A 26,222-nucleotide genomic window follows, 5' to 3' on the forward strand; every position below is an offset into this window, starting at 1 on the left:
TTCCTCGCCAACATCGAACGTTGCGGGCCTGGTGTCCGCCCAGAATCGATTGATGATCGAACGCCCGCCCTGACCGCCGTCGACTGCCCGCCCTGACTGCCGAACGCGCGCGAGAGGTTGTCCCCTACTCGCTCGACATCGTGTAGACCGGCGCCTCCGTCAGCAACGGATGAGCCATTCCGAAAGCGGTGTCTGGATGCAGTTGAATCTTCGAGATCATCGGCATGCGTAGCCCCTGATGCAGCCCGCTCGGAGCAAAGGCGCTGCCGGTGTATGACACTGCGCCACCTGCCCAGAGAGGGATTCCGGCGAGCACAGCGCCGACCGGCTGGTGGTAGTGACCGGAGACGATCATTCGCACATCCGAGTCGCGAACAAGTTCGCCAAGCTGTTCCCGATCGTCGGGATCGAGGATGTAGTCCTCGAGATACGGCGAAGTGGCAGGCATCGGCGGGTGATGGATGATCAGCACCGTACCGTCGGCGGCCTTGGTGCTCAACGTTTCTGCCAACCATTCGAACTGGTGGGGACGGATCTCCCCGTGTCCGGCGCCCAGCACGTTGCTGTCCAATCCGATCACTCGCAGATCCCGGACGTGTGTGGTGAAGTCGAGTGTTCCCTGAGCTGAAACCGGCGTTCCCAGCTCTTCGGCGAACAGGGTGGGATCATCATGGTTGCCGGACAGGTAAATCGCGGGTACACCCAGGTCCGCACTCAGATCACCGATGAGGGACGAGAGTCGTTGGTAGGCTTCGCGTCCGCCTCCATCCACCAGATCGCCGGTCAGTAGGATCGCGTCGAACGTGGTCTCGGCTGCGCGGATCGCGTCGCAGGCAAGTTCGAGGTGGGCCTGTGTGTCGAGCCCTTCGAGCAATTCGCCCGAAGCGAGCAGATGGGTGTCGCTGATCTGAACCAGTTCGTAGCAATTGTCGTATGGCATTACAGAATTCCATCCAATGTTGGGGTGTTACGAACGGTGTTGCAGAGATCCTCCAGGCTGGAGACGACCAGATCCGCTCCGGCGGCGGACAACGATTCTGCATCAGCGGTTCCGGTGCTGACAGCCACGACCCGGGCACCGTTCCGTCGAGCCGCCTCGACGTCGAGTACGGTGTCGCCGATCAAGAGCACGTCAGCAGGATCGACGCGCCGACCCAATCGACGTTCCGCCTTGGCGATGGCAATGGGAACCAAGTCAGGTCGTTTCATCGTGTCCTTGCCAAAGGCTCCCTGCTCCAGGTCGAGTCCGTCGAGCAGTCCGTACGCCGCCAATTTGATTTCGGCTACTTCGATCTGATTTCCGGTGAGTGCTGATTGATATATGTGCGAGTAGCGCGAAAAGGCCTCGATCGCCGACTTGGCGCCGGGCAATGCGCGGCCTCGTTGCACCAGCAACGCACGGCGTTCTCGGAGGAGTTCGACCTCTCGGGCCAACGCCCGGGGCAGGAGTTGGTCAGCCTCGGATTCGGGGACGTCGAACTGTTGCAATATCGCGCGCAGCAACCCTCGGATGGTGCTTCCCTCGATGACCTTTGCGTCGGCGATGGGGCGGCCCACTATTTCGGAACACAGTTCGAACCAGACTTCGCGGTCCACGCCCCCTACGTCGAGCAGCGTGCGGTCGAGGTCCCACAGGATCAGCGTCTCCCGGCCGCCCTGCACCTCTAGTGTGGTGGTAATGATGAAACCCTCTCGTCGGCAATAGAATTGACTGTGATCGATCCGGGAACAGGTACGAGTCCGATCCAGTCGGTGACAGCAATCGATGACGGCAACTCCACTGTCAGCGCAGTGTCGGAGAGACCGATCCGGCCGTGCACCCGCACGAGATCCCCGAGGTACTCACTCTGGACAACGCGCAGCGGCAGGCCGGCCCCCGGCTCGGTGCAATGAGTGAAACTGCGTGTCCGGAGGACGAGTTCGCAGTTCTGACCGGCGACCAGGCCACTGGAGGCAAGCTGGTCGATGGGGATCTCCCAACCGCCGTGGACCGCTATTGTCCGGTTCCGTGTGACGCTGCCGCTCACCAGTGCGGCGCGTCCGAGGAAGGCCGCGACGAATGCGTTGGCAGGCTGCTGCCAGAGTTCTCGAGCCGTGGCGCACTGCTCCATTCGACCGTCGCGCATGACTGCGATGCGATCAGCGAGGGCCAGTGCTTCTTGCTGATCGTGTGTGACCAGGATCGTCGCGCGCCCCGAAGCGCGCAGGATCGTGGCAAGTTCGAGGCGCAATTCATCGCGAAGTTGCGGGTCCAGCGCGGCCAGGGGTTCGTCGAGAAGTAGCACTCGCGGATCGGTGGCGAGGGCTCGCGCCAGTGCAACCCGTTGGCGCTGACCGCCGGACAGCTGCCGCGGGGACCGCTCGGCCAGCTCCGAGACACGGGCCAACCTCAGGGCCTCGGCGACGGCAGCGACACGTTCGCCTTTGGAGACGCGACGGGCGCTGAGTCCGTAGCCCACGTTGGCAGCCACACTCATATGCGGAAACAATCCGTAACTCTGTGGAACCCAACCGATTCGACGGCCTTCCGGACGGGTTCCGGTGGCATCGGTACCGTCGAGCGACAACGTACCGCCGTCGAGTGGCTCCAGTCCGGCGATCATTCGCAGAGTGGTGGACTTGCCGCAGCCCGAGGGTCCGACCAACGCCAGTACCTCTCCGGAGGAGACATTGAAGCTCACTCCACTGACTGCGTCGCGATCCGATTTGGGATAGCGCCGGACCAGCGCGGCGGCCTCGACGGCGGGTACCGAGGATTCGGATCCTTCTGTCCTTGAGGTCATTTCGATCTCCTAACCGTCAGTGTGCCGAGAATGTGAAGGGCGATCGCCATCGGAATCACCGCAGCGCAGTACCAGAGCGTCAACGCCGCACCAGCGGAGGTTTGGCCGTAGACGAAGGAGCTGAACAGCACGACCGGCAGTGTCTGCTGTGCCGGATTGACGAGGAAGTACGTCAAGTTGAACTCACCAAAACTCAACGTGAGCACCATCAGCGCCGCCGCAAGCAACGACGGCCGGATGTGCGGCAGCGTCACGGTACGCAGTCGGCGTAGCACCCCTGCCCCCAGCGTCGCCGCGGTCTGTTCGAGCTCACGCAGGTCCGGGTCTCGCAGGACCGGGGTGAGGGCGGCGACCAGGAAAGGCATCGTGACGACCACGTGGCCGCAAATCAGCAACCACCCCGACCGCTGCATCTGTGGATACATGGCACTCAGGGCCAACCCGACCGCAATTCCGGGAACGGCCAACGGGAGACTTGTCACCCATCTGACGATCCCGATGCCGGGTAGCCGACTGCGGGCAAAGAGCAACGCCAGCGGAATCCCGAGTGGTATGCCGATCACCAGCGTGTAGAGCGCCACCTGCAGGCTGATCGACAGGGCCGGAACGAATGTCGTCAGCGCCTCGTCGACCCACTTGGTGGTGAGACCACCGCTGAGCGGACCGTTGTTCCAATTGTCGGTGAATGCGACGAGAACGGTTACCACGATCGGCAATATCGAGAAGACGACGCAGAACCAGGCCGCGGATCCGGTGACCCAACGGCGCCGGGCACGCTGTGCTCGGCGTGGAGCCGGGCGGGGTGATCGGCGATCGGATGGAGTAGTCGAATCGACGGGGTCGACCGGCGCCGTCAGAGTTGTACGCATACTCATGTTGCACGCTCCGATTTCGCGATGAGACGCTCGCCCACCGTGTTGAGGAGCGTGAAGACGAGGGCGACCGCCGCCAGAGTGATGGACATCGCGCCGGCCAGCGCAGTGTTCTGCAGAGCTGTTCCCTGCTCCGCGATTTCCAGCGGCAAGACCCGGAAACCCTCGGAGAGCGCGGCCACGGTTCCGTAAGCCCCCAGCGAACTTGCGACCGCAAGCCCGGCCGCGGACAGGATGGCCGGCCACAACGCAGGCAAGACCACCGTTGTGAATATCCGCACCGGTGACGCACCCAAGGTGCGGGCGACCGCACTCAGGTCTGTATCAAGGCCGCTGGCCGCACCGCGGAGAATGCCCAGGGTACGAGGTAGCTGAAAGTAGAGATAGGCGATCAGCAGACCGGGCATCGAGTAGGCGATGACCAGCATCTGCTGTCCGGTCAACGCGGTCCCGGCGGCTTGCGCCAAACCGGCGCGGCCGAACAGCACGATGACGAAGAATCCGATCACCAGCCCGGGTAGCGAGAGCGGGAAGGTCAGGATCGCGTCGAAGCCCGCCGCCCGGCCACCGCTGAGTCGGGCGAGATGAAGCGCGGCCGGAAGGGCGACGATCAGGGTGACCACGGTGGAGGCGATCGCAAGCCACAGTGAATTGACCAGGGCGGTACGGTAATTCGCCACCGTGAAGATCTCCGTGTAGTACTGCCAGGTGAATCCCCCACCGGATCCCGTGACGCTGCGGACCAGAAATGATGTGAGTGGAGCCACCATGAACAGCACCAGAAAGGCGACTGCGGGAAGGGAACACACCATCACGCCGAGGCCACGCGGGACGCGCGACCTCGGCCGGCCGGTGCGGTTGGGGCTCGGGCCGGTCATGAGCATGGTCAGCCCGAGATTGCAGCGGTGTATTCGGCGACGAAATCGGTCTGCGCCGCCGCGAGTTCGGTCATGTCAAGCGACTGCGCCGCGTCGTACGCCTCACTCGGAGCGATCTTCGCCGCGATGTCGGCAGGCATCTCACCTCGAACGGGATGCACGTAGAACTCAGCGAAGAGCTTCTGCCCCTCGTCCGAGAACTGGAAGTCGATCCACTTCTTCGCGCCGTCCGGGTTCGGCCCGTTCTTGACCAGGCTCAACGCGTAAGCGACCTTGACGGTTCCGTCCGAGGGAAGGACGACCTCGATGTCGGCATTCTGGTTGTACTTCTGTGCGTAACCGTTGAAGTCAGCGTCGACGAGAATCGGATACTCACCCGAAGCTGCCTTGCTTGGCGTGGTGTTGACGGGCGCCTGACCACCGTTCGCCTTCAGTTTCGCGAAGTAGTCGAGAGCCGGCGACCAGTCGGTCATGGACCCGCCGCGAGCAAGATTGACCGCCGCCGCCGTGTAATACCCGATCGCTGCCTTTCCCGGATCGGCGTAGAACACCATGTCCTTGTACTCGGGCTTGAGAAGATCTTCCCAGCTCTGCGGCACGGGAAGCCCGCCGAGCGCCTTCTTGTTCACCAGGAACGACACCACGCCGTAGTGCGCGACGTTCCATGAACCATCGGCGGCCTTCAGATCGCTCGAGATCTCGTCGGCCCCGGCCGGCACATAGGGTTCCAGCAGACCCTGCTGATCTGCAGAGACACCGAAGGTCGGTCCCCAGTAGGCCACATCGGCCTGCGGATGGTCCTTCTGCTCTGCCAGCGCGGAGAGACTCTGCCCGCTGTTCTTGACATCGGCGGGAACAGTGATGTCCGTCTGCTCGGCGAATGCCGCTCGGACGTCCTTGTAGTTTGCCCACTCGTCCGGGCTGTTGTACTGGACCACCGTGCCTGCGGCTGAGCCGCTGCCACCGCCTCCCACGGCACCGGAACATCCAGCGGTCGACATCATGGCGATAACTGCAAGCGCCCCAGCATATTTCACAACTTTTGAACGTGAACGAACGAGACCGCGCATTGCGGAGCCACTCCTCTTTTAGGGGATGAATTTAGGCCTTGAGCAGACCGGCGAGAGGCGGACACCAGGGTCCGCCGTCCCAGTATGTCGCACGAAAATGGGTAGTTTTCACCAAATCATGAAGATTTAACCATTAGTTACGCTAACGGACTTCGCGCGTCTGGCTACCGGACTCCTTCGCGCACATCGGCACGAAAGCAGCTGTACTGCAATCACATTGCGGTCGTCGTCGGGTAGAGAAGCATCCATGGACGAACGTTGAACAATGCTACGGTCATGGAGATCGGCTCGGTGTATCCCCAATCCATCCCCTGTGTCCAGATCGAGGAGACCGTCAGTGAGCTCGAGCAGAGCCGCCCCGCCGGCACGACGCCAGCAAGCCATTGCCGATCATCTGTTCACACACAACACGTCCACCGCACAAGAACTCGCGGAACTGTTCGGTGTGAGCCTGGTGACCATGCATCGAGATCTGGATGCGCTGGCGAGAAAGCGCGTTGTCCGGAAGTTTCACGGCGGCGTCACCGCGCAACCTTCCAGTGTGTTCGAGAGCAGTGTCGAGTTCAGGATGAGCCATGCGCTGGAAGAGAAGCGGGCGATTGCACGGTTGGCCGCGCAGTACGTCGAGCCAGGAATGTCAGTGCTACTGGATAATTCGACGACCAATCTCCACGTGCTGGATCTCCTCGAGGAGATCCGCCCGCTGACCCTGATCACCAACTTCGTCCCGATCATCACCACTGCGTCGCAGTGGTCGGACGTGGTCCTGGTTGTACTCGGAGGCGAGTACAACAGTCGGCTCGCCTCGCTCCTCGGCGTCGATTGCCAGGCTGCGGCGAGGCGTATCCGCGCCGATATCGGGTTCTTCTCGTTCTCCGGAATCGATGCCGGTGGGATGTACCACCAAGAGCAGGACGTCGTCGCGTGCAAGCAGGCCATGCTCGCTTCATCGGGCCGACGGATCGCCCTCGCCGATCACAGCAAACTCGGCCGAACCGCGTTGCATTGGGCTGCGTCCCTGACTGATTTCGAGCAACTGATCACCGATCCCGGCGCACCGAAGGACGTGCTGCGCGAACTTCGTGAGCACGACGCACGTGTCACCGTCTGCACCGATGTACTCGGGCAGGATGCGCCCGTGGGCCCTCAGGCAGCGGGTAAGATCCCTGCAGCGCAAGTAAATTGACGAGAACATTCCAACGAACGGCTGGGTGAATAGTTGAAACTCGCACTGGCAGATCTACTCGAACCAGCTTCGGTTTGACGATGTGGCAACCACGCGAGCGTTCTATGAGACGCGGGTGGCCGGCGCCGGCCCGGCCTCCTTACCGGAGTTGCTTGCGGTACGAGCCGCCAGGACCGTAGATCCCACCTCGACAACCCGGTCCGTCGAGCACGCGCTCGAGGTCGACGGCCGAGAACTGTCCGTGCGCATCATCATCTCGAAAGACGGGGACGTCACCGGGTTCTACCTCACATACCCGGTGGCGGCTTCTACATGGCCTCAGCCGCCCAGGCTGACGCAAGAAACACACGACTCGCGGACGCCGTCGGCGCGGCAGTGGTCAGCGTCGACTACCGGCTCGCACCCGAGTCCCCTTGGCCGGCAGCGCCCGAGGCCTGTGAAGCCGTCGCCGTCTGGCTACTCGACGTCGCGGCCGAACGGTTCGGCACCACAAAGCTCGCGATAGGCGGCATGTCCGCGGGATCAACATTGGTCATGACAACGCTGCTGCGCGTTCGTGATCGAGACCGGGCGAAGTCATTTCTAGGCGCCGTCTTGGAAGCAGACACCTACGACGTGAGCGCCCACACCCCGCCGGCCGCACCATCGCCGACGAATATTCATCGAGGCGTACGTCGGCCATGTCAACGATCGCACGATCCCTGACATCTCTCCGACGTTCGCCGACCTGCGCGATCTGCCTCCCACCCTGGTGGTGATCGGATCCGAGGATGTGTTGCTGGCCGAGAACCTTGCGATGGTGGCCCGACTGTCGGCAGCAGGCAACGACGTCGACCTACGTCTCTACCCCGACGTCCCACACGGATTCACGAACCATCCCACACCTATCGGCCGGCGCGCTGTGCTCGATAGCGATTCGTGGCTCCGGCGCTGCTTTACAGTAGAGCCACGGTGAGGAGAATCGGCAGACCGAGGCCCCACACCGAACGCAGTTGAATCACCATCGCCGAATTTAGGACCGCCGTACAACCAAGTCGCACAAGGAGAGTCAATGCAGATGGACGATGACGGCACCGAAAGTGTGTGCTCTCGCTTCGATGGCACCATCACGATTGACGAGCACACGACGGTGATCCCGGTGTCCGGTAGGAGCCGACGAGGCAAGCCGGTGGCAGTCGGGGTGTTCACGGTGACAAACGGAGCCACCACGTCGACCCCGGTCATCGACAGTGGACGCATCGCCCTGATCGGCGTGATCACCGGCCTGATCGCGGCAACCCTGGGTTCTGCCGCAGTACTCAGACAACCACCCTGGCCGCGCCTGACGATCCACCAAGACCATGGTGAGCCTTCAGCTGATTGATGCGGTTGTGCGGTCTGCCCTGCCCTCATGTCATCGACGATCACGGAAGAGGTGCGGTAGCACCCGAGCGTCATCGAGTCGAGGAACCGTGAGAACAGACAGTGCCGGGGCGGGCCAAACCGTTCTGGTGGATGCATCCGGGACCTTTGTTACCAACACAAGGCTCATCCCGGCGCCGATGACAGCACGAGCTCCGATGGGCGAGTCTTCCAGTCCTGTCGACGAGCGCGGATCTACTTTGAGTTGCTCACACGCGGTCAGATAGACACTCGGATCGGGTTTCGGTGCGGCCGCCATGTCTGCGGTACAAACTGCGTCGAAGGCCGGTTGCAATCCAGTCTTTTCGAGCACCAGATTGACAATCTCTGTAGGTCCATTCGATGCCACAGCCATCGGGAGTCGTCCGTACAGGGAGTCGATCAGACAGTGGACGCCCGGCAGTACGACCGGCGGTTGCGACGTGACGGAGGCGGAAAGTGCCGACAAGATCACGTCGGCGAGCATCGACCGTGATGTCGGATCGTGCGCCAGCCCGGCAATCAACGCAGCGGCGCTGCCGACTGAGCTGCCCAGCAGCCGAACATGATCCACGGCAGAGAGTTCATACCCAACCTGAAGCGCTGCAGAATCGAACGCACTCGTCCACGCGGCTGAACTGTCCACCAGTAGGCCGTCACAATCGAATACCAAACCCGGTGCGCCGCTCATGTGGTCGACATCCAAGGCATCCCGGAGACGAGCTGTCGCGTATACGGGTGTGTGGGATTCTCGAGTACCTCCCGTGTCGGCCCCTGTTCCATGATCCGCCCGTGCTGCATGACAACCACACGGTCGGTGAGGTGCCGGATGACTCCCAAGTCATGTGAGACAAGGACCAGCCCGAGGTTCTCGGTGAGATCAAGCAAGACATTCAGTACCTGAGCCTGTATCGAGAGGTCGAGTGCGGAGGTCGGTTCATCTCCTACCAGCAATGACGGGCGCGCGGCCAATGCGCGGGCGATCGCGACCCGCTGGCACTCGCCACCGCTGAGCGCCGTCGGCTTCTTGACGGCCAGCTGCGGCCCGATACCTACGGAGTCAAGAAGCACGCTTGCGAGCTCTTTGGCCTCGCGACGTCCAATTCGCTGCGTCACCTGCGCCGCTTCGGTAACAGCACTGATCGCAGACAGATGTGCGGTCAACGATGCGAACGGATCTTGCTGGATGACCTGGACACAACGCCGCGTATCACTGCGGCGCGAATAGGTGCGCCATGGGCGTCCGTCCACTGTCACGCGATCGGAGTGCATAACGCCCACAAGGAGTTTGGCAAGTGTGGTCTTGCCACTACCCGACTCCCCGACAACGCCGAGACGGTCTCGTGACGACACCCGAAGATCGATGCCATGCAGCACAGGTTTGTTCCCGTAAGCGAAATCAAGGCCCTCGACGACGATTTCGGTCTCGTGTGCGGTTCTCATCATAGTTCGCTGAACTTTCCGGGCTTGGCGAGTACGCAGGAAGCGTTGCGGGACGGTGTGATCGTGATCGTCGGGGGATGACTGCCACGGCATGCCGGTGAGACGAATCTGCACCTCGAAGCGAAAGCACAGCCTGGCACAAGGTCTGCAAACCTGGGGGTGTGGCCTGGAATGACAGGCAATGGCAAACCTGGCTCTGTGCGCGAGGGCATCGCCGACAACAGAGCCGATGTGTACGGGTGAACAGGAGCTGCAATCACTTCGGCAGTGGGGCCCGATTCGATTGAACGACCCGCGTACATCACAACTGTCTTATCTGTTGCGCCGGCGATGGCCTCGATGTCGTGCGAGACCATGATCATGGCCAAACCGCGTTCTCTGCGAAGCGTAGTGAGCAGATCGAGAATGGAGGCGCGCACAGTCGCGTCGAGCGCGGTTGTCGGTTCGTCCGCAACAAGGATTCGAGGTTTGGTCGCGAGCGCGAGCGCGATCATGATCCGCTGGCGCATACCACCCGACAGCTCGTGCGGGCGGCTCCGCAAAGTGGCTTCGTCCGGGTCGAGGTGCACGGACTCGAGGAGCTCGGTGACTTGCTGTCCAACACCGGACCGTCGATCGGATATCCGGATGGTTTCGACGAGTTGCTGTCGAATGGACATCATGGGATCAAGACTGGACATACTCGCTTGCGGTACAAACGCGATCGTCTTGCCTTGCCAGCGTCGCCAACGACGCGCAGTGGCGTTGGTGGCATCCTCCCCATCGACCGTTACGCGCCCGCCGGTGATTTTGCCGTTGATCATCGGCAGGAGCCCGGTGACTGTACGCACTGTCATGGTCTTACCTGAACCGCTTTCACCAACAATGCCGACGGCCTCACCGGGGTGTACAGCAAAATTGACACCGTGGAGTATTCGGACATTCCCGACGGTCACTTGAAGGTCATCGACTGCAAGGGCAACAGGTTCGGTCATCGTTTATCTTTCGTCGTGTACGAATCAGCAATCAGCCCGAAACCAATCCCGATTACCAGAATGACGGCCCCAGGGATCAGCGATATCCAGGGTGCGGTCGGAAGCAGCCCGATACCCCGCTGCATCATCTGCCCCAGCTCTGGACTGGGCTCCTGCACGCCGACACCGAGCACCGCCAGGCTGGCGAGAGCACCGACATTGGCAACGGCCTGTGTTGCGGCGTACGAGATGTTGACCGGCATCACAGCCGGTGCAATATGGCGGCGCAGGATGCGGAGTTCCCCGAAACCCAGTGTGCGTACCGCGATCACCGATTCTCGCTGACGCACGGATAGTGCTTGGACGATTGTGAAGTTGGCGAAGGGCGCCCAGCCGCCGATGATCAGCGCGATGACGATACCCACAACACCGGAAGGTATCCCCGGAATAATCTGTTGGGTCCGAAAGAGCGCTGCAATACCAAGCACGAGAACAAGATAGGGAATCGAAATCGCCGCCTCGATGACCCGCATCGCGCACTCTCGAGCGAATCGAGGGAGTATCGCAACGACGAGGCCGATGGCGATCCCGACGACCAAAGCTCCCGCGACGCTGACCACTACGATCGAAAGGTCTAGTCTTCCGGCCACCAGTACTCGTGCGAGGATGTCCCGGCCGAGTTCGTCGGTGCCGAATAAGTGCTTGGCAGACGGTGAAAGCATGGGCGTACCGATGGCGGTGGGACTCGTCGAATAGAGAATCGGGCCGAGTACAAAAATACCGGCACAAAGCAGCAGCAGTGCTCCGCCGATCGTCCCTTCGGTCACGCGCACGCGCCCGCGGAGGCGTGAGCCCGATTGCAGCCGGTTGCCTTCGGGCGGTTGGTTGTTGGCCTGCGTGGTTGGAGTGAGAGTGCTTGTTGCCATCAGCGCGTCCTCGGGTCGATCACCTGGGTGATGATTCGGGCGACGGCCAAGCACACGACCACAACAAGTCCGGTGATCATCGCGCAGGCCTGAATGACTGGAAAATCGTTTGTCGTGAGGGCTGATGTCAGCGTCCGTCCGATCCCGGGTATACCGAAGACCACCTCGATCACCACGGCACCACCGAGCAAACCGGCAGTGTTGAGTGCAACGAAACTGAGCAGCGTCGGCAGACAGTTCGGTAGAACATGTCGGAACAAGATGCGCGAGGTGGGCACGCCGCGGGCTTTCGCAGCCTCGATATGAGGTTCTGCCAGCACCGCATTGGCACGCTCACGCACGATACGAAAGATGGCTGCAATAAACCACACTGACAGGGCTATGACGGGAAGGACCATGTACCGGAAATTGTCTGGATATCCGTGGCCCCATCCCCCGGCTGGGAATGGGCTGCCGACCGTACTACTGAGCCAAATCAGTACAAACCCAACAAGTGCGGCGGGCGCTGCGATCCCCGCCATCGCACCGATGCGCAGTGAGTGATCGAAGAACGGTGAACGCCCAGCAGCTGAAGCCAACCCCAACGCCGTGCCCACGAGAACGGACACGACGATGGTGATGATGGTCAGCACGATGGTGGTGGAAAACCCGCTCCACACCAGCTCACCGACAGGCTTGCGCGCACCTTGCAAGGAGGTCCCGAGGTCGCCTCGTGCCAAACCGCTGACAAAGTCCCAGAACTGGACGAGCACCGGCGTGTCGATGCCGAGATACCGTCGCGCGGCTTCCACTGCTTCTGGCTGGGGTGGGCGGCCGCCGTTCTGCGCCATCGCGTACTGATACGCGGGATCGCCCAGCAGCACGCGAAGCAGGAAGAACGTGACCACCACTACGCCGACCGCGACGGCGACGGCGTTCGCCACTATCTGGATCACGCTACGAATGGCTCGCCTACTTCCCTCTCCTATGTCGCTACGGACGGTGCGCCCGCGAAGAGTTGCTGTCGTCGTCACGGTCTTTCCCCTGTCTCGATCAGCAGTTGAGTCGTCACGGAATGTCGAAGTACGCGGCTTGAATGTTGGTGAGCATGCTCTCCGGATACGACGAACCGGCGAGATAGGTGAGGGTTGTCAAGGGAATCAGCGGGAGATTTGCAGCAAAAAGTCCATTGGCCTCTTCTGTGAGCGCTGGAAGCTCAGCCGAGTCGGCCACTGCCATGCGCTTGCCAAGAGCTGTCATTTCAGGTGAGACGAACCCACTTGAGCTCTCGAGCCAGGCACCAGTGATGTAGTAATCGCTGAGATAGTTCGCCGAATCATCGTAGAAGCCAGTCCAACCCATGTTGAGGTCACCGCCTTCGTCCTGCCATGTGTCTCCGCCCTCTGCGAGGGTCACGCTCCGCAGCTTGACGTCTATGCCGATTGCATCGAGCTGTTCGGCTACCACCTGCACTGTCACCGGAAGCTGCCACACCGCGTCACTGAAGTAGTAGAGGCTCAGTTCGCAGCCGTCCTGGCACTTCGTTCCTTTCAGCAATTCGGTGGCTTCAGCTTGATTGGGTTCAGACGAAACGACGTTCGGGGATTCGTTGGTCTGGTTCCACGGCACACCGAACAAGGGCTTGCCGGCCACCTCACCGCCGAGTGCGGTATCGGAGATCTGCTGCCGATCCAGAGCAAGGTCGATCGCACGGCGCACCTTGTAGTCGGACAGGATTGCTCCCTCACGCACATTCGGTAGCAAGTACAAAGATCCCCCAGCCCAGGGCGCCTCGTCGACGCGGAGATCTCCGGTGATCTGTGGCAGAAGGTTGCCCGGCAGGTTCTCTGCGTAGTCGATCTGGTTCTGGGAGAGCTGCGCAATACGGGTAGCAGCTTCCGGAACACTTGTCATTTCTATGTTCGTGACTTCCTGCGGCCCATCGAGGTACGTGGGATTGGCCGAAAAATTCACGTTCCCGTTGATCAGGTCGGCCGAATCGATGACGTAGCGACCAGCCGAGATCGGGGCCTCCCAGAACGATTTACCTTGTGCGAGACCGGCTGCGGGAACAATGACCATCTGCGGCATCGCGACCTGCTTGGCGAAGTTCGGGAGCGGGTCTGCGAACTGAAAAGTGACGCTCGCGGCGTCATTTGCGGAGATGGATTGCAGATTCGCAAAGAAGGGGCCCGCGAACCCATCGGCTTCAATTTGATCGCGGTCATCGAGTCGCATAAGGCTGGCGACGACATCGTCCGATGTGATCGGCGATCCGTCTGAGAACACCAGACCTTCTTTCAGAGTGACTGTCCACGTGGTGAAGTCATCCGATGGGGTTACGGTCTCGGCGAGCAATGGCCGGCCCCCGATGTCGCCGCTACCGTAGGTCGTCAGGTACGCGCCCCAGAGATATGTGACCTGAACCATTTGGTAGCTGGCATTTTCGATCGGATCGAGCGTTTTGACAATGGAGTCGTTCGCAATGCGGATGACGCTTGGGCTCTGACCGCCTTCGCTCGTCTCAGATTGCCCGCCACAGGCAGTCAGTGCGAGTGAAATCGCAAGTGCTGCCGTGACGTACTTGGTTGGCCGCCAACGCTTCCGTGGCACGTTTGGTCCTGCGTGGTTCTGACTGGCTGTGAACATGACTCACTCCTTGGATTGGTATGGGTTTGGTTCAGGCGTGGATGGATCGAGACACGGTTGTTCGGATGTGGAAACCGGAATCTCTGACACGGGTCAGGCGTTGAATTGTGCGCTGCGCTGGTCTATTGTTCGGCGGCGAGGTCTAGCCCACACGCGGTCAGCGTGAGCCGTGGATGCAGAGGCAAGACTTCATCTGGCCAGCGATAGCTCTCGAGACCGCGGGCCGAACAGCTGCTCATGGATGTCCATTGGCATTGCCCCGAAAGGCGATAGAGCACACCGCCAGGACCCATATGCGGGTGAAACGCAAGCTGGACGTCGTTTGCGTCTGACATAACAAGCATTGGGCCCCACCATGTTTGAGGTCCTATGTCGTCAATATCCAAACGCACGAATAATTGTGATGTCGCCGAATCGATTCCTGCCAGAAATCTTCCATCGCCTGAGCCGAGCCACGGGATCTGCGAAAAATTGGGCTCGGGACGAAGTCCGGTGAAGTCGTATGGCGCGTCCTGCGGTTCGGTCACGTTGAGGTAGAGAATGCTTTCAGATCCGTGGGTACCGGTCCCGACAGCGGACAATCGCTGGGGCTCAGGCTGCGGCGGAGGTGGCCACTGGAGGTGCTCGCGGACCACCCCCGCCCCATCAAGAACCTGATACCGCATTCCGGCGCCGTCCAATGCGATCTGGACCGCGTGTAGGAATTCTTCTGGACCGGGCATGAAGCCACCCGGCCCGAAAGTGGTGCCCGCGCCACCTGTGGTGATCTGTAAAACGCCCTGATGAACCTGGACGTCGAAGGCTATGACGTGACTGCACAGGTACGCCGTCACTCCGTGACGGACCAGAATCTCCCAAAAATCGTTACGCGCTTCTGGGATGAAGCACCACATAGGTGACTGGATGTACCCGTTCACCGGAAAAACCGGGTAGTGACCGGCCACAACAATGTGGGTTGCGTCGGCGTTGGTGGTGAGGACCTCCTCCAGCCACTGACGTTCCACCGCGGAGATCCCGTTCTGCATGCATGACTCGACGCGCGGATCTGGTTGGTGCAGTGTGACGTAGAGAAGCGAGCCCCGCCGTACCCAGTACGCGAGGCCCTGCTGACTCATGGGCCCATTCTGTGGGAGGTCGCACCAACGGCGCCGAAACTCATCGATACCGTCTTGATCGACAATGTGGTGGTTGCTTGTGGCCTGATATACCTCCAGCCCCGATTCGAAGGCCCACTTCATCTCGTCGAACCAGGTATCCCATTGTTCGGCGTCGCTGCCTGTTGCTACGGCATCGCCGGGGAAAGCAATGAAACTCGGGGCTGGTGAAAGTCGACGAATCACGTCGACAACAGTGCGGTGGCGCTCGATCTCTCTGTCGCCCATTCCAATACATGAATCTGCGTATGCGACAAAATGAACGCCGGGGCCTCGGGGCGTCAGCGCTTTAATCGGTCCGGGCTCCGCATGGATCTGCTGCGTTTCAGGCATCGGGTCCGCCGCCACTCGAATGTTGACAGCGGCTCGGCGGGATTTCGAGAGCAGTTTCGAACAGGTCCACGCTGCGCCCACGTTCGGTGAGGTTGCTGAATTGGCTTGCCTGCGTTCCGTTGGACGCGCGAGGAGACTCGGTGAGCGCATCCAGGCGAAGGCAGATTGATACGTGATCGGACATCAGATGCGATGCTCGATGATTACATCAGCGGCAAGTTTTTGGTGGGCCGCGGCAACCTCGTCGTGCAGCGACAGCCCAACAAAAATCGCGTCGATCACAGTGATATGGACAATTCGGCTGGCCATTGCCTCCACGCGATAGGCAGTTTCAGCACTCCCGGCGACCAATACCTGATCGGCGATCTCGGTCAACGGCGAGGCCGCGAAGCTGGTGAGTACGATCACTGTCGCTCCAGCGTCACGGGCTGCACGCGCCGCTGCGAGTGTCTCGGTGGTCGAACCGGTATGACTGATCGCGAAGAAGACATCGACAGGGGTGAGCATGCGCGCGGCCACGTGTTGGGCGTGCACGTCGGGTATGAATCGTGCGTCCACCCCCAGGGTGACCAAGCGTTGCGCGGCGTCGGCGGCCACCGGCGAAGACGTTCCGACCGCACCGAACTGGACGCGCGCGGCGGCGCGAAGTGCTCCGACTATTCGGGTGATCCGCTCGACGTCGATCACTGACGCAGTTTGCTCCAATGCGCAAGCCGTACCAATGATCACTTTGCGTGCCGCTTCGGCGATCGTGTCGTCCGGGGTGATTGCTGCGAGCATCTGTTTCTCGGCAGGAAAGGACTCCTGGGCGAGAAGGATCTTCAGTTCTTGGAAACCGCGCAGTCCCAAACCTGTGCACATCCGCACCACTGACGATCCAGATGAGTCGGCCAACGCTGCGAGCTCGCTTACCGACAGGTGGATGACCGCCACTGGGTCGCGAAGCACCACATCGGCCACCTTGCGTTCCGCCGGCGAGAGCGAACCCAGATTTGCGCGGATCAGCTCAGCGGTGCGACCTGCCTGTTCGGTTTCAATCCCGATGTCCGTCATACCAATGAACCTAGGGTCCGTATACGAACGAAACCAGAATCCAAGGTTGCCGGTGGATTGAAATTTCATGACAAGTTCAAATCTGCAATGAAATTTCAGAGGGCTCCGTGGGTGGTCGGCCATCCCCTAGAGCGTTCCAGGGAGCGGCACCTCGCCGAGTGGTTCAGCTCGGTTCGACCGGCGCCTCACCGCTCGGACCGGCGTCATTCGCTACTTCGATGTCATCCGTCGCCGGAGGACCCTGCGCCAAGAGCTTTTTGAAACCGTCCTCATCGAGGATCGGGACACCGAGTTGTTCGGCCTTGGCCGCCTTGGTGCCGGGTGCATCACCGATGACCACAAACGCGGTCTTCTTCGATACCGACCCCGACGCTTTGCCGCCGCGGACGAGGATCGCCTCTTTGGCACCGTCGCGGGAGAAATCCTGCAAAGATCCGGTGACCACAATGCTCAGCCCCTCGAGATTGCGTGGGATCGAGTCGTCGCGTTCGTCCTCGAGTTGCACACCGGCGGCCCGCCACTTCTCGACGATCTCGCGATGCCAATCAACGGTGAACCAGTCGGCAACACTCTGCGCCAACGTATTTCCCAAACCTTCGACGTCGGCAAGTTGTTCAACCGTCGCCGATTGGATGGCTTCGAGCGTCCCGAACTCGGTGGCCAGCGCGCGTGCGGCGCTGGGCCCGACATGCCTGATCGACAACCCCACCAGCACCCGCCACAGCGGTACCTTCTTGGCCGCATCGAGGTTGGCAAGCAGTCGTTTTCCGTTGGCCGACAACGCTCCGGCCTTGGTGGTGAACAGCTCGGTCTTGAGCAGGTCGTCCGCGGTCAGGCTGAACAGGTCGCCCTCGTTCTCCAGCACGCCAGAGCTCAGCAGGGCCCCCGCTGCCTCGTAGCCGAGCGCCTCGATGTCAAAGGCGCCCCGGCCGGCGAGGTGAAACAGCCGCTCCCGCAGCTGTGCCGGGCACGAGCGGCTGTTCGGGCAACGGATATCGGCGTCGCCCTCTTTCTGGGGTGCGAGTTCTGTGCCGCATTCGGGGCAGTGGGTGGGCATCACGAACTCACGCTCGGTGCCGTCACGCAGATCGACCACCGGTCCGAGGACTTCGGGGATCACGTCGCCTGCCTTGCGGATGGTGACGGTGTCACCGATCAGGACACCCTTGCGTTTGACCTCGGATGCGTTGTGCAGCGTGGCCATTGCCACGGTCGAGCCGGCCACCAGCACCGGTGTCATCGACGCGAACGGGGTGACCCGGCCCGTCCGGCCGACGTTCACCAGGATGTCGAGCAGCTTGGTGGTGGCCTCTTCCGGCGGGTACTTGTAAGCGATGGCCCAGCGCGGCGCACGGGAGGTGGAGCCGAGGCGACGCTGCAATCCGAAGTCGTCGACCTTCACGACGATGCCGTCGATCTCGTGTTCGACATCGTGGCGGTGCACGCCCCAATAATCGATCTTCTCCAGGATCGCATCGGCGCCAACAAGTTTGGTGGTGTGCTTCGAAACGGGAAGGCCCCACTCCCCCAGCGCGAGATATGCGTCGTGGAGGGTCTTGAATGTGGCTCCCTCGACCCGGCCGAGCCCGTGGCAGATCATGCCAAGCCGACGGCGCGCAGTGATCTGTGGATTCTTCTGGCGCAGCGAACCCGCCGCGGAGTTGCGCGGGTTGGCGAACGGCGCCTTACCGGCCTCGACCAACGACGCATTGAGCGCTTGAAAGTCATCGACCCGGAAGAACACCTCGCCGCGGACCTCCAGCAGATCCGGGATCGGGTACTTCTCCGATTCGGTCAGACGATGCGGGACGTCGTTGATGGTTTTCGCGTTGAGGGTGACATCTTCACCGGTGCGGCCGTCGCCACGGGTGGTGCCGCGAACCAGCACACCCTTCTCGTAGACCAGGCTCAACGCCACGCCGTCGATTTTCAGCTCGCACAGGTATTCCAGGCCGACGCCGGCATCGGCCTCGACGCGACCGACCCAGGCCCGCATCTCCTCGGCGTCGAAGACGTTGTCGAGCGACATCATGCGTTCGAGGTGATCAACCGCCTTGAACTCGGTTGCGAATCCACCACCGACGAGCTTGGTCGGCGAGTCGGCCACCGCCAGCTCGGGATACTGCTCCTCCAGGTGCTGCAGCTTCTGGAGAAGGGCATCGAAATCACCGTCGGTGATGATCGGGGCGTCTTTGACGTAGTAGCGAAACTGGTGGTCACGCACCTCTTCGGCCAGCCTCGCCCACTGCTCGCGCACATCCGAGGGGGTGGGCTTCGCGGGCGTCGGCTCTTCGATATCTGCACTGTCGGACACACTGTTGAAGATAGTCGAGGGTCCTGACAGACCATTCCGGCTACGGCCGAATAGTCGAAACGCCCCACCCACTCGTTCTACCCTTGTCACCATGGCGCACCCGATCATGTTCTCCGACGATGACCCGGTCCTGAATCGGCTGCGCGGTGTCGCCCTGGCATTTCCCGACGCCACCGAGGTCGTCGCACACGGCAGGCCCACATTTCGTGGCGGAAAGATGTTCGGCACGTACGGCGGGGGCGTCAAGGGCGGACCGAGGTTCGACACGTCGATCCTCTTCAAGGTCGACGAATCCGAACGTAGTGCACTGGAACAAGATCCCCGGTTCTTTTATCCGGCCTATGTGGGGCCCTACGGATGGCTTGGACTCGATCTGTCGAAGAAGCCCGATTGGACCGAGGTGGCCGAATTACTCGACGCCAGCTACCGCATGATCGCTCCGAAGAAACTCGTCACACGCCTCGACGACGGCGAACGCCCGGCCGAACTGGACTGACGCCGAGACGTCCGTTGTATCCGGACGCGTGAGACCAAAACCACATCCAATGTGCGATCTGGGTCTCCGCACTGCATATACTCCGCACATGCTTCTCATCGGAATCATCCTGTTCGGCATGCTCATCGGCGCCGGAGCTCAGCTCATCCTCGGCAAGCCCTCCGGTGGCATCGACTGGACGCTGGCGATCGTCGCCGGCCTGCTCGGATCATTCGTCGGCGGACTGCTGATCAGCCTGGTCACGGGCCACGGGATCCAATTCCACATCAGCGGCGTCATCGGCTCGCTGGTCGGCGCCTTGATCGTGACCGCGGGATGGCAGTTGTGGACGCGTAAGCGCACTGCCTGATCTGCGTCTGCGTCGGTTGCTGCGCGTGGGGTGCTCACACACCCGCGCGTGGTGATTGCTCATGTAGATCAGAGTCGCGTGCGATCCGAAATGTTCCCGAACCCCGTCCGACCTCGGGGGTCAGACAGATGTGGGATCGGCGTGTAGGCCTTGAGCTGCCTTGCCACACAACGCGAGCGCGGTCTTCGCCCATTCGGCGTCGGCCTTGGCCAGACCACATCCGGGACTGATGACGATCTGCTCGGCCAACACTTTGCGGGACAACCCGATTCGGTCGATCAGCTCCGCGCAGTTGGCGGCCACCTGCTCGGCAACGAGTTCTTTGTCCGGCGCGGTGGACGGTACGGCGCCCAGCACCACCTCGCGGCCCTCGTCGAGCAACAGCCCGATCCCGTCGAGATCCGCTGTCCGGATCTGCGCAAGATCAACGCTGATCGCGGCAAAGCGGCTCCGCGCCAGCAGATCCCACTGCACTGCGGATGAGCAGTCGTGCATGATCACCGGGCGGTCCACCACGGTGATGAAGTTGTCGTAGTGCTCGGCGACCGTCTGCACCGGGATCGGGTTGATGATGTTGAACCGGGTCAGCGGCTCGATCGAACCCTCGACCACCCGGCCGATCAGCGGTTCGTCCACCTGGACGACAACCTTTGCGCCTGTTCGCCTGCTGACATCATTTGCGTGTACCCGGAGGCCTTCGGCCATCGATTCGACCAGATCGGACCACGCGCCCACGTCGCGGAGGATCTTGTGGCCACCGGCGAGTTCCACCGATGCGGCCAGCGTGAACGGCCCGCACGCCTGCACTTTGACGGTGCGGTCGGTACCGGTCAGACCGGCCCGCTCCCAGGCTTCTTCGAAGGCATCGAGATCGGCGGCCAGGAAGTCCCGGGCCCGGCGGCTCAGACCCGATGGGCGTCCCGAGAGCCGATAGCCCGACGGTACGACGTCCATCGGCATGTCCACCAGGAGCACTGCGGCCCGGCCGACCATGTCGGCACCAAGCCCACGAGCAGGCAATTCCGGAAGGAATGCGAACTCTGTTTCACCGACACTGATCTCGGCGGCAACCCGCGGATCGGTGCCCGGCATCGAGCCGACCCCTGTGCCCGATCCGACTGGCAGGATGCTCACGCGCCGGAACTGCTGACCAGGTCGCCGCGGACCGAACCGGTCACCACGATGCGGCCACTGCCGACCACCAGGTCGCCGTTGACAGAATCCGGTAGATAGACAACCGCCGCCTGCCCTCGGGCCACACCGGTCAGTGGGGCCTGCAGTCGGATCCGGATTCCCGGACCCTCGACACCGTCGGTGCCGTCGTCGATCGCCTCGACCGTCGCAGGTGCCAAACCGCCGTGGGCCCGCACCTGAACCATCGCCTCGAACGGCCCGGCCGGCGTCTCGCCGGATGTCCAGATCGCGCGGTTGGCGGTGATGCTCCATACCTGGAGGTGTTCCGAAGAACCGACCGTCACCGTGCCCGAATCGGGATCGATCTCGGTGACGTACCGTGGCTTGCCGTCGGTCGCCGGCGCCTCGATACCGAGGCCCTTGCGCTGACCGATGGTGAATCCGTGGACGCCCTCGTGGTCGGCGAGCTCGGCGCCGGAATCGGCGTCGACAACCTTGCCCGGCCGCACGCCGATGGTGGCGCCGAGGAAGGCCCGGGTATCTCCGGTGGGGATGAAGCAGATGTCGTGTGAATCCGGCTTGTCGGCCACGGACAGGTTTTTCGCGGCGGCTTCGGCGCGGATCTGATCCTTCGGGGTGTCGCCCACCGGGAACATCGCATGCGAAAGCTGCTCTGCGGTCAGCACTGCCAGCACGTAGGACTGGTCTTTGTCGTCGTCGACGGCCCGACGCAGCTGCCCGTTCTCGAGCCGGGCGTAGTGGCCCGTGGCCACCGCGTCGAATCCCAATGCGATCGCCCGCTCGGACAATGCGGAGAACTTGATCTTCTCGTTGCAGGTCAAGCAGGGATTGGGTGTCTGCCCGGCGGCGTAGGCGGCAACGAACTCGTCGATGACGTCGTCCTTGAACCGGTCGGCGAAGTCCCAGACGTAGAACGGGATCCCGAGGACGTCGGCGGCACGGCGCGCATCGTCGGCGTCCTCACGCGAACAACATCCGCGAGAACCAGTACGCAGGGCGCCGGGTGCGGTCGACAACGCCAGGTGCACCCCGACGACCTCGTGTCCGGCCTCGACGGCGCGAGCCGCGGCAACTGCCGAGTCGACACCACCGCTCATGGCAGCGAGTACCCGCATCAGCGATCACCCGCCATCGCCGTGGCCATACCGGCAGCCTGTGCGCGAGCGACGACCTCGCCGATCACCGCACCGACCGCCTCGATCTCGTCGACCGTGGTCGACGGTGCCAGCGAAAAGCGCAGGGAGCTACGGGCATCGGCAGTGGAGACACCCATCGCGGTCAGCACGTGGCTCGCCCGCGCCACACCGGCGGTGCAGGCCGAACCGGTCGAACATTCAATACCGTTGGCGTCGAGCAACATCAACAGCGAATCACCTTCACAGCCGGGGAAAGAAACATGAACATTTCCGGGAAGTCGCTGCGGCCCGATCGGTCCGTTGATGACACATCCGGAGCTCGATTCGGCGAGCACCTCGAACAGTCGATCACGCAGCGCGGCGACCGCAGGCATTGTGACATCGAGTTCTCGCACCGAAACATCCAGCGCCACAGCCATACCCACCGCGGCCGGTACGTCGGGGGTGCCAGAGCGAACATCGCGCTCGTGTCCGCCGCCGTGCAGCAGCGGTACACAATCGACGTCGCGGCCGAGTAGCAACGCGCCGACACCGTAGGGGCCACCGAACTTGTGTCCGGTGACACTCATCGCCGACAGGCCACTGGCACCGAAGTCGATGGGCAGATGCCCGGCGGCCTGAATCGCATCGGAATGCATCGGCACCCCGAACTCGCGGCAGATGGCGGCCAACTCCGCGATGGGCTCGATGGCACCGATCTCGTTGTTGGCCCACATCACGCTGACCAGTGCGGTCTGCTCGGCATGGGCTGACAGCTCGGCGCGAAGGACTGCCGGATCGACGAGTCCCTGGGCATCGACCGGGAGCCATGTCACGTCGGCGCCCTCGGAATCGGCGAGCCAGAGCACCGGATCGAGGATCGCGTGGTGTTCGATCGACGAGGCGATGATCCGCTTGCGCGGAGTCTCCGGATTCTTGTTGCGCGCCCAGAAAATGCCCTTGACGGCGAGGTTGTCGCTCTCGGTGCCACCACCGGTGAAGATCACCTCGGAGGGCCGTGCACCCAGTGAGGCCGCGATCGATTCGCGTGATTCCTCCAGGCGACGACGGGCCCGGCGACCGGATCCGTGCAGTGACGAGGCGTTGCCCGCGATCCCCAAGAGCTCATTCATCGCCACGACGGCGGCGGGGACCATGATGGTCGACGCGGCGTGGTCGAGGTAGATGGGCGTGCGATCAGCGGAGAACATAACCAACCAAGGATAACCGCATCATCGCCCTCGATATTTCCACCGTCCGAGCTGCGGTCGGCGCGATCACTCAGATTCGGCAACCCGAACACGATGCGCTCGCAGCGGGCCGCGAGTTCACGCCGATCACCGCCGGAAAACTGCAGCTCACAGAGTCGAACCCGCACGGTCAGGCCTTTTGCGAGCAGCACCCGGCGCAGCGTGTCGGCAATGGTGTCATCGCCGATGAAGCAGGGTGCGGTGCTGACGTCGCCTGTCGATGTGTGGAAACTCACCACCATCGGGCGCACCGGCGCCTGTGCATCGATCGCGGCCTGGAAGAACGCCGGCCGGAATCGGCCGCCGCCGCGACCGCACCAGGTGGTTCCTTCGGGGAACACCCCGACGCTGTCCCCGGCAACGAGTTCGGCCCGCACCTCGTCGACCACCGCGGGCAATTCCCGCAAGGATTCACGCCTCAGGCCGATGACACCGATACCCCGGGTCAGCCATCCGATCACCGGCCACCCGGTCACCTCGGACTTGGCGACAAAATGTGCCGGACTGACCGCGGCCAGCGCCAGGATGTCGAGGAACGAAATGTGGTTGGCCACGATGAGGCCGCCACCTGAAATCCTTCCCGCCGTCTCGTCGGCCGGATTGTCGATGTCCAAGGCCAGCCCGAGTGCGGCGAGCAACCGGCGCGCGGCAAACCGCAGATACGGGGTGCGTAGCGCTCTGGGCAGGAAGGTCACGACAACACCGACCACCAGAACCAATCCGATGGTCAGTGGCAACGCCACGATCCGCCGGGTCTGCCGAATCCGCCCGGCCTGGTGCTCGCCTGGGCGGACGCAGCTGTTGTCGCAGCCACTGACCGGGAACCAGCCGTGCCGCAGCGATCCGGTCACCGCGGGTTCGGAGACAGTGGGCTCGGAAACACTGGGCGCAGCCGCTGGGGGCGCGGCCACGATGGCCGTACCGGCGGTGGTCATCGCCCTGTTCCGGACGTCGCCTGCCTCAGGCGGTCCAGGTATCTGCGGTTGGCGAGTCGGCCGTCGAGGACCGTCACGAAATCGGCGACACCGAAGTCCGGGTCGTGGGCGGGCTCCCCGCAGATCCACGCACCCATTCGGAGGTAACCGGTGAGCAGTGGCGGCATCTGCAGCCTCGGTGACGGGTCGATGTCATCGAGACGCACTCCGTCGATTTCGACGCGGCGGTGTGGAAAGGCCTGCCACGGTCCGGCATGCCGGTTGCGCACGTGATCGCGGATCCGGCGGACCTGGGCGCCCGGACGGTCCCGCGACGGATCGCCGGAGATGGGAACCGAGGTGGCGCCCATGAGATAGCGATATCCGCTGTGCTCGAGGTAGGCCAGGATGCCCGACCACATCAATGCCAGCACCGCGCCGGATCGGTGGGCGACGTCGACGCAAGCGCGCCCCATCTCGACGGTTTGTGGTGCGATGCCGTCGAGTTCGGTGATGTCGAATTCGGTTGCGAGATAAGGTCCGCCCGCGGCAATCGCGCCCGGCGGCGGCAACAGGCGGTAGCTGCCGACCACGTGCCCGCTCAGATTGTGTCGGACCACCAGGTGATCGCAATGTTCGTCGAAGCGATCGGTGTCGCGTTGATCCGCGATGGCCGACGCCGGCGCGGTGAAACCTGGTTCGCAGGCGAAGACGCGGTAGCGCAGGGCGGCGATGGTGTCGACGTCGGAGGGGTCGTTGCTCAGATACAGGCTGTAGGTGGGGCCGGAGACGAGTGCGGTGTCGCGCAGTGCGGCAGATGTCCTCATGGGCATAGGTGTATCGACCGCGCCGTACCGGGCGGCTGCGCACACGTTAGGTGTCGGTGCAGAGTGGGTGAACAGCAAACGACCCCCCACCCGAAGGTGGAGGGTCGTCTGTTTGTCTGCGAAGTGCGGCGGCGCTATGCGCTCACTTACGAGCCTTGACAGCCTCGGTCAGCTGCGGGGCGACGTTGAACAGGTCGCCGACGATGCCGAAGTCGGCGATCTCGAAGATGGGTGCCTCTTCGTCCTTGTTGACAGCGACGATCGTCTTCGAGGTCTGCATGCCGGCCCGATGCTGGATCGCACCGGAAATGCCAAGTGCCACATAGAGCTGGGGCGACACGGTCTTACCGGTCTGACCGACCTGGAACTGTCCCGGGTAGTAACCGGAGTCGACGGCCGCACGCGAAGCGCCGACAGCGGCACCCAGCGAATCGGCGAGATCTTCGACAACGGAGAACTTCTCGGCACTGCCGACGCCGCGGCCACCGGAGACCACGATGGTGGCCTCGGTCAGCTCGGGGCGATCGCCACCGACGTTCGGCTCGATCTTGGTGATCTTGACGGCGTTTTCGGGAACCTCGGGAACCTCGATGTCGACACGCTCACCGGCGCCGGGCGCGGGAGCGGCCTCGACACCACCGGGGCGGATCGAGAACACGGGGACGTCGCCGCCGGCCTGAGCCTCAACGGTGTACGCGCCGCCGAAGATCGAGTGGACGCCGATGCCGCCCTCTTTGACGTCGATGACGTCGGCGAGGACACCCGAACCGAGACGGGCAGCAAGACGGCCCGCGATTTCCTTGCCGTCGACCGTGGCAGCCACGATCACGCCGGCCGGAGCGGCCTGCTCGACGAGGGTGCCGAGGATGTCGACCTTTGGGGTGACGAGGTAGCCGTCGACTGCGTCGGACTCTGCGACGTAGACCTTTTCAGCGCCGGCTTCTTTCAAACCGTCGATGACGGCGTCGGCGGTTCCGGGCTTGCCGGCGACAACCACCGACGGGCTGCCCAGTGCGCGGGCAGCGGTGATGAGCTCAGAGGTGACCTTCTTCAGGGCCCCTTCGGCGTCCAGCTCAGCGAGGACAAGTACTTCAGCCATGGCTTTTACTCCTTGGATGGTGGTCGATGTGGTGGGGTGTGGCG

At 62.6% G+C, this 26,222-nt stretch carries 25 protein-coding genes and 1 pseudogene; 5 read left to right on the plus strand and 21 right to left on the minus strand.

What is annotated here, in order from left to right; all coding sequences use genetic code 11:
- Positions 1-124: 124 nt before the first annotated feature.
- The 6 genes from AC1TQG_RS00995 to AC1TQG_RS01020 are packed head-to-tail and all read right to left on the minus strand — an operon-like array spanning position 125 to position 5,537.
- Complete coding sequence (locus tag AC1TQG_RS00995) at positions 125-940, minus strand: metallophosphoesterase (RefSeq protein WP_482135092.1); 816 nt, start codon at positions 938-940, stop codon at positions 125-127.
- On the minus strand, positions 940-1,662 hold the full coding sequence (locus AC1TQG_RS01000; protein WP_482135093.1) for an HAD family hydrolase: 723 nt from the start codon (positions 1,660-1,662) through the stop codon (positions 940-942). Before AC1TQG_RS01000 ends, AC1TQG_RS00995 begins: the two co-directional genes overlap by 1 nt.
- A 2-nt stretch (positions 1,663-1,664) precedes the next feature.
- Positions 1,665-2,783, minus strand: coding sequence for an ABC transporter ATP-binding protein (locus tag AC1TQG_RS01005; protein WP_482135094.1), 1,119 nt, complete (start codon positions 2,781-2,783; stop codon positions 1,665-1,667).
- A complete protein-coding gene (locus tag AC1TQG_RS01010; RefSeq protein WP_482135095.1) occupies positions 2,780-3,658 on the minus strand; it encodes an ABC transporter permease in 879 nt (292 codons plus the stop codon). Before AC1TQG_RS01010 ends, AC1TQG_RS01005 begins: the two co-directional genes overlap by 4 nt.
- Positions 3,655-4,533 carry an ABC transporter permease gene (locus tag AC1TQG_RS01015; protein WP_482135096.1) on the minus strand — a complete coding sequence of 293 codons (879 nt, stop codon included), beginning with the start codon at positions 4,531-4,533 and terminating at the stop codon, positions 3,655-3,657. The genes AC1TQG_RS01010 and AC1TQG_RS01015 overlap by 4 nt, the downstream gene beginning before the upstream one ends.
- Positions 4,534-4,541: 8 nt before the next feature.
- Positions 4,542-5,537 (minus strand): extracellular solute-binding protein, encoded by a 996-nt coding sequence (locus AC1TQG_RS01020; RefSeq protein ID WP_482135097.1) that lies wholly within the window; start codon positions 5,535-5,537, stop codon positions 4,542-4,544.
- Between the two features lie 403 nt (positions 5,538-5,940).
- On the opposite strand from AC1TQG_RS01020, the gene AC1TQG_RS01025 reads away from it, so the two are divergent.
- The 3 genes and pseudogenes from AC1TQG_RS01025 to AC1TQG_RS01035 all read left to right on the plus strand — a co-directional run bounded on the left by AC1TQG_RS01025 (position 5,941) and on the right by AC1TQG_RS01035 (position 8,152).
- Entirely contained in the window at positions 5,941-6,789 is an 849-nt protein-coding gene (locus AC1TQG_RS01025) for a DeoR/GlpR family DNA-binding transcription regulator (protein ID WP_482135098.1), read from the plus strand.
- A gap of 33 nt (positions 6,790-6,822) precedes the next feature.
- A pseudogene (locus AC1TQG_RS01030) lies at positions 6,823-7,744 on the plus strand (alpha/beta hydrolase fold domain-containing protein).
- Positions 7,745-7,840: 96 nt separating this feature from the next.
- The gene (locus tag AC1TQG_RS01035) at positions 7,841-8,152 is read left to right on the plus strand and encodes a hypothetical protein (RefSeq protein ID WP_482135099.1); all 312 of its coding nucleotides are present in this window, start codon (positions 7,841-7,843) and stop codon (positions 8,150-8,152) included.
- A gap of 30 nt (positions 8,153-8,182) precedes the next feature.
- Here the strand turns inward: AC1TQG_RS01035 and AC1TQG_RS01040 are convergent, their stop codons facing one another.
- The 9 genes from AC1TQG_RS01040 to ligA form a co-directional block, all read right to left on the minus strand.
- Positions 8,183-8,860 carry an HAD family hydrolase gene (locus tag AC1TQG_RS01040; protein WP_482135100.1) on the minus strand — a complete coding sequence of 226 codons (678 nt, stop codon included), beginning with the start codon at positions 8,858-8,860 and terminating at the stop codon, positions 8,183-8,185.
- Positions 8,857-9,612, minus strand: coding sequence for an ABC transporter ATP-binding protein (locus AC1TQG_RS01045; protein WP_482135101.1), 756 nt, complete (start codon positions 9,610-9,612; stop codon positions 8,857-8,859). Before AC1TQG_RS01045 ends, AC1TQG_RS01040 begins: the two co-directional genes overlap by 4 nt.
- Entirely contained in the window at positions 9,612-10,586 is a 975-nt protein-coding gene (locus AC1TQG_RS01050) for an ABC transporter ATP-binding protein (protein ID WP_482135102.1), read from the minus strand. The genes AC1TQG_RS01045 and AC1TQG_RS01050 overlap by 1 nt, the downstream gene beginning before the upstream one ends.
- Entirely contained in the window at positions 10,583-11,392 is an 810-nt protein-coding gene (locus AC1TQG_RS01055) for an ABC transporter permease (protein ID WP_482135103.1), read from the minus strand. Before AC1TQG_RS01055 ends, AC1TQG_RS01050 begins: the two co-directional genes overlap by 4 nt.
- A 98-nt stretch (positions 11,393-11,490) precedes the next feature.
- Positions 11,491-12,426, minus strand: a complete 936-nt coding sequence (locus tag AC1TQG_RS01060) for an ABC transporter permease (protein ID WP_482135104.1) — start codon at positions 12,424-12,426, stop codon at positions 11,491-11,493.
- A gap of 112 nt (positions 12,427-12,538) precedes the next feature.
- On the minus strand, positions 12,539-14,119 hold the full coding sequence (locus AC1TQG_RS01065) for an ABC transporter substrate-binding protein (protein ID WP_482135105.1): 1,581 nt from the start codon (positions 14,117-14,119) through the stop codon (positions 12,539-12,541).
- Positions 14,120-14,241: 122 nt separating this feature from the next.
- Positions 14,242-15,606 (minus strand): metallophosphoesterase family protein, encoded by a 1,365-nt coding sequence (locus AC1TQG_RS01070; RefSeq protein ID WP_482135106.1) that lies wholly within the window; start codon positions 15,604-15,606, stop codon positions 14,242-14,244.
- 183 nt (positions 15,607-15,789) lie between these two features.
- Positions 15,790-16,782 (minus strand): MurR/RpiR family transcriptional regulator, encoded by a 993-nt coding sequence (locus AC1TQG_RS01075; RefSeq protein WP_482135107.1) that lies wholly within the window; start codon positions 16,780-16,782, stop codon positions 15,790-15,792.
- A 40-nt stretch (positions 16,783-16,822) separates the two neighbouring features.
- Positions 16,823-18,973: an NAD-dependent DNA ligase LigA gene (gene ligA / locus AC1TQG_RS01080; RefSeq protein ID WP_482135108.1), complete on the minus strand. Its 2,151-nt coding sequence runs from the start codon at positions 18,971-18,973 to the stop codon at positions 16,823-16,825.
- A 91-nt stretch (positions 18,974-19,064) separates the two neighbouring features.
- Between ligA and AC1TQG_RS01085 the strand changes: the two genes are divergently transcribed.
- Together AC1TQG_RS01085 and AC1TQG_RS01090 are read left to right on the plus strand one after the other, a co-directional pair.
- Positions 19,065-19,469 carry an MmcQ/YjbR family DNA-binding protein gene (locus AC1TQG_RS01085; protein WP_482135109.1) on the plus strand — a complete coding sequence of 135 codons (405 nt, stop codon included), beginning with the start codon at positions 19,065-19,067 and terminating at the stop codon, positions 19,467-19,469.
- Positions 19,470-19,557: 88 nt separating this feature from the next.
- Entirely contained in the window at positions 19,558-19,818 is a 261-nt protein-coding gene (locus tag AC1TQG_RS01090; RefSeq protein ID WP_482135110.1) for a GlsB/YeaQ/YmgE family stress response membrane protein, read from the plus strand.
- Positions 19,819-19,938: 120 nt separating this feature from the next.
- On the opposite strand, the gene AC1TQG_RS01095 is transcribed toward AC1TQG_RS01090, so the two are convergent.
- The 6 genes from AC1TQG_RS01095 to AC1TQG_RS01120 form a co-directional block, all read right to left on the minus strand.
- Positions 19,939-20,952 carry a uroporphyrinogen decarboxylase/cobalamine-independent methonine synthase family protein gene (locus AC1TQG_RS01095; RefSeq protein ID WP_482135111.1) on the minus strand — a complete coding sequence of 338 codons (1,014 nt, stop codon included), beginning with the start codon at positions 20,950-20,952 and terminating at the stop codon, positions 19,939-19,941.
- The gene (gene mnmA / locus AC1TQG_RS01100; RefSeq protein ID WP_482135112.1) at positions 20,949-22,088 is read right to left on the minus strand and encodes a tRNA 2-thiouridine(34) synthase MnmA; all 1,140 of its coding nucleotides are present in this window, start codon (positions 22,086-22,088) and stop codon (positions 20,949-20,951) included. Before mnmA ends, AC1TQG_RS01095 begins: the two co-directional genes overlap by 4 nt.
- Entirely contained in the window at positions 22,088-23,299 is a 1,212-nt protein-coding gene (locus AC1TQG_RS01105; protein WP_482135113.1) for a cysteine desulfurase family protein, read from the minus strand. The genes mnmA and AC1TQG_RS01105 overlap by 1 nt, the downstream gene beginning before the upstream one ends.
- Positions 23,218-24,273 (minus strand): lysophospholipid acyltransferase family protein, encoded by a 1,056-nt coding sequence (locus AC1TQG_RS01110; RefSeq protein WP_482135114.1) that lies wholly within the window; start codon positions 24,271-24,273, stop codon positions 23,218-23,220. The genes AC1TQG_RS01105 and AC1TQG_RS01110 overlap by 82 nt, the downstream gene beginning before the upstream one ends.
- A complete protein-coding gene (locus tag AC1TQG_RS01115) occupies positions 24,270-25,079 on the minus strand; it encodes a GNAT family N-acetyltransferase (protein ID WP_482135115.1) in 810 nt (269 codons plus the stop codon). The genes AC1TQG_RS01110 and AC1TQG_RS01115 overlap by 4 nt, the downstream gene beginning before the upstream one ends.
- 142 nt (positions 25,080-25,221) lie before the next feature.
- Positions 25,222-26,178 carry an electron transfer flavoprotein subunit alpha/FixB family protein gene (locus AC1TQG_RS01120; protein WP_482135116.1) on the minus strand — a complete coding sequence of 319 codons (957 nt, stop codon included), beginning with the start codon at positions 26,176-26,178 and terminating at the stop codon, positions 25,222-25,224.
- Between the last annotated feature and the right edge of the window lie 44 nt (positions 26,179-26,222).

The organism is Williamsia sp. Y844 (assembly GCF_056786475.1).

Excerpts from the sequence above, each read along its gene's own strand:
- AC1TQG_RS00995 (WP_482135092.1), bottom strand. The coding sequence starts at position 940 with ATGCCATACGACAATTGCTACGAACTGGTTCAGATCAGCGACACCCAT.
- AC1TQG_RS01005 (WP_482135094.1), bottom strand. The coding sequence starts at position 2,783 with ATGACCTCAAGGACAGAAGGATCCGAATCCTCGGTACCCGCCGTCGAG.
- AC1TQG_RS01010 (WP_482135095.1), bottom strand. The coding sequence starts at position 3,658 with ATGAGTATGCGTACAACTCTGACGGCGCCGGTCGACCCCGTCGATTCG.
- AC1TQG_RS01015 (WP_482135096.1), bottom strand. The coding sequence starts at position 4,533 with ATGACCGGCCCGAGCCCCAACCGCACCGGCCGGCCGAGGTCGCGCGTC.
- AC1TQG_RS01020 (WP_482135097.1), bottom strand. The coding sequence starts at position 5,537 with ATGATGTCGACCGCTGGATGTTCCGGTGCCGTGGGAGGCGGTGGCAGC.
- AC1TQG_RS01035 (WP_482135099.1), top strand. The coding sequence starts at position 7,841 with ATGCAGATGGACGATGACGGCACCGAAAGTGTGTGCTCTCGCTTCGAT.
- AC1TQG_RS01040 (WP_482135100.1), bottom strand. The coding sequence starts at position 8,860 with ATGAGCGGCGCACCGGGTTTGGTATTCGATTGTGACGGCCTACTGGTG.
- AC1TQG_RS01045 (WP_482135101.1), bottom strand. The coding sequence starts at position 9,612 with ATGAGAACCGCACACGAGACCGAAATCGTCGTCGAGGGCCTTGATTTC.
- AC1TQG_RS01050 (WP_482135102.1), bottom strand. The coding sequence starts at position 10,586 with ATGACCGAACCTGTTGCCCTTGCAGTCGATGACCTTCAAGTGACCGTC.
- AC1TQG_RS01065 (WP_482135105.1), bottom strand. The coding sequence starts at position 14,119 with ATGTTCACAGCCAGTCAGAACCACGCAGGACCAAACGTGCCACGGAAG.
- AC1TQG_RS01070 (WP_482135106.1), bottom strand. The coding sequence starts at position 15,606 with ATGCCTGAAACGCAGCAGATCCATGCGGAGCCCGGACCGATTAAAGCG.
- AC1TQG_RS01075 (WP_482135107.1), bottom strand. The coding sequence starts at position 16,782 with ATGGCCGACCACCCACGGAGCCCTCTGAAATTTCATTGCAGATTTGAA.
- AC1TQG_RS01085 (WP_482135109.1), top strand. The coding sequence starts at position 19,065 with ATGGCGCACCCGATCATGTTCTCCGACGATGACCCGGTCCTGAATCGG.
- AC1TQG_RS01090 (WP_482135110.1), top strand. The coding sequence starts at position 19,558 with ATGCTTCTCATCGGAATCATCCTGTTCGGCATGCTCATCGGCGCCGGA.
- mnmA (WP_482135112.1), bottom strand. The coding sequence starts at position 22,088 with ATGCGGGTACTCGCTGCCATGAGCGGTGGTGTCGACTCGGCAGTTGCC.
- AC1TQG_RS01105 (WP_482135113.1), bottom strand. The coding sequence starts at position 23,299 with ATGTTCTCCGCTGATCGCACGCCCATCTACCTCGACCACGCCGCGTCG.
- AC1TQG_RS01110 (WP_482135114.1), bottom strand. The coding sequence starts at position 24,273 with ATGACCACCGCCGGTACGGCCATCGTGGCCGCGCCCCCAGCGGCTGCG.
- AC1TQG_RS01115 (WP_482135115.1), bottom strand. The coding sequence starts at position 25,079 with ATGAGGACATCTGCCGCACTGCGCGACACCGCACTCGTCTCCGGCCCC.
- AC1TQG_RS01120 (WP_482135116.1), bottom strand. The coding sequence starts at position 26,178 with ATGGCTGAAGTACTTGTCCTCGCTGAGCTGGACGCCGAAGGGGCCCTG.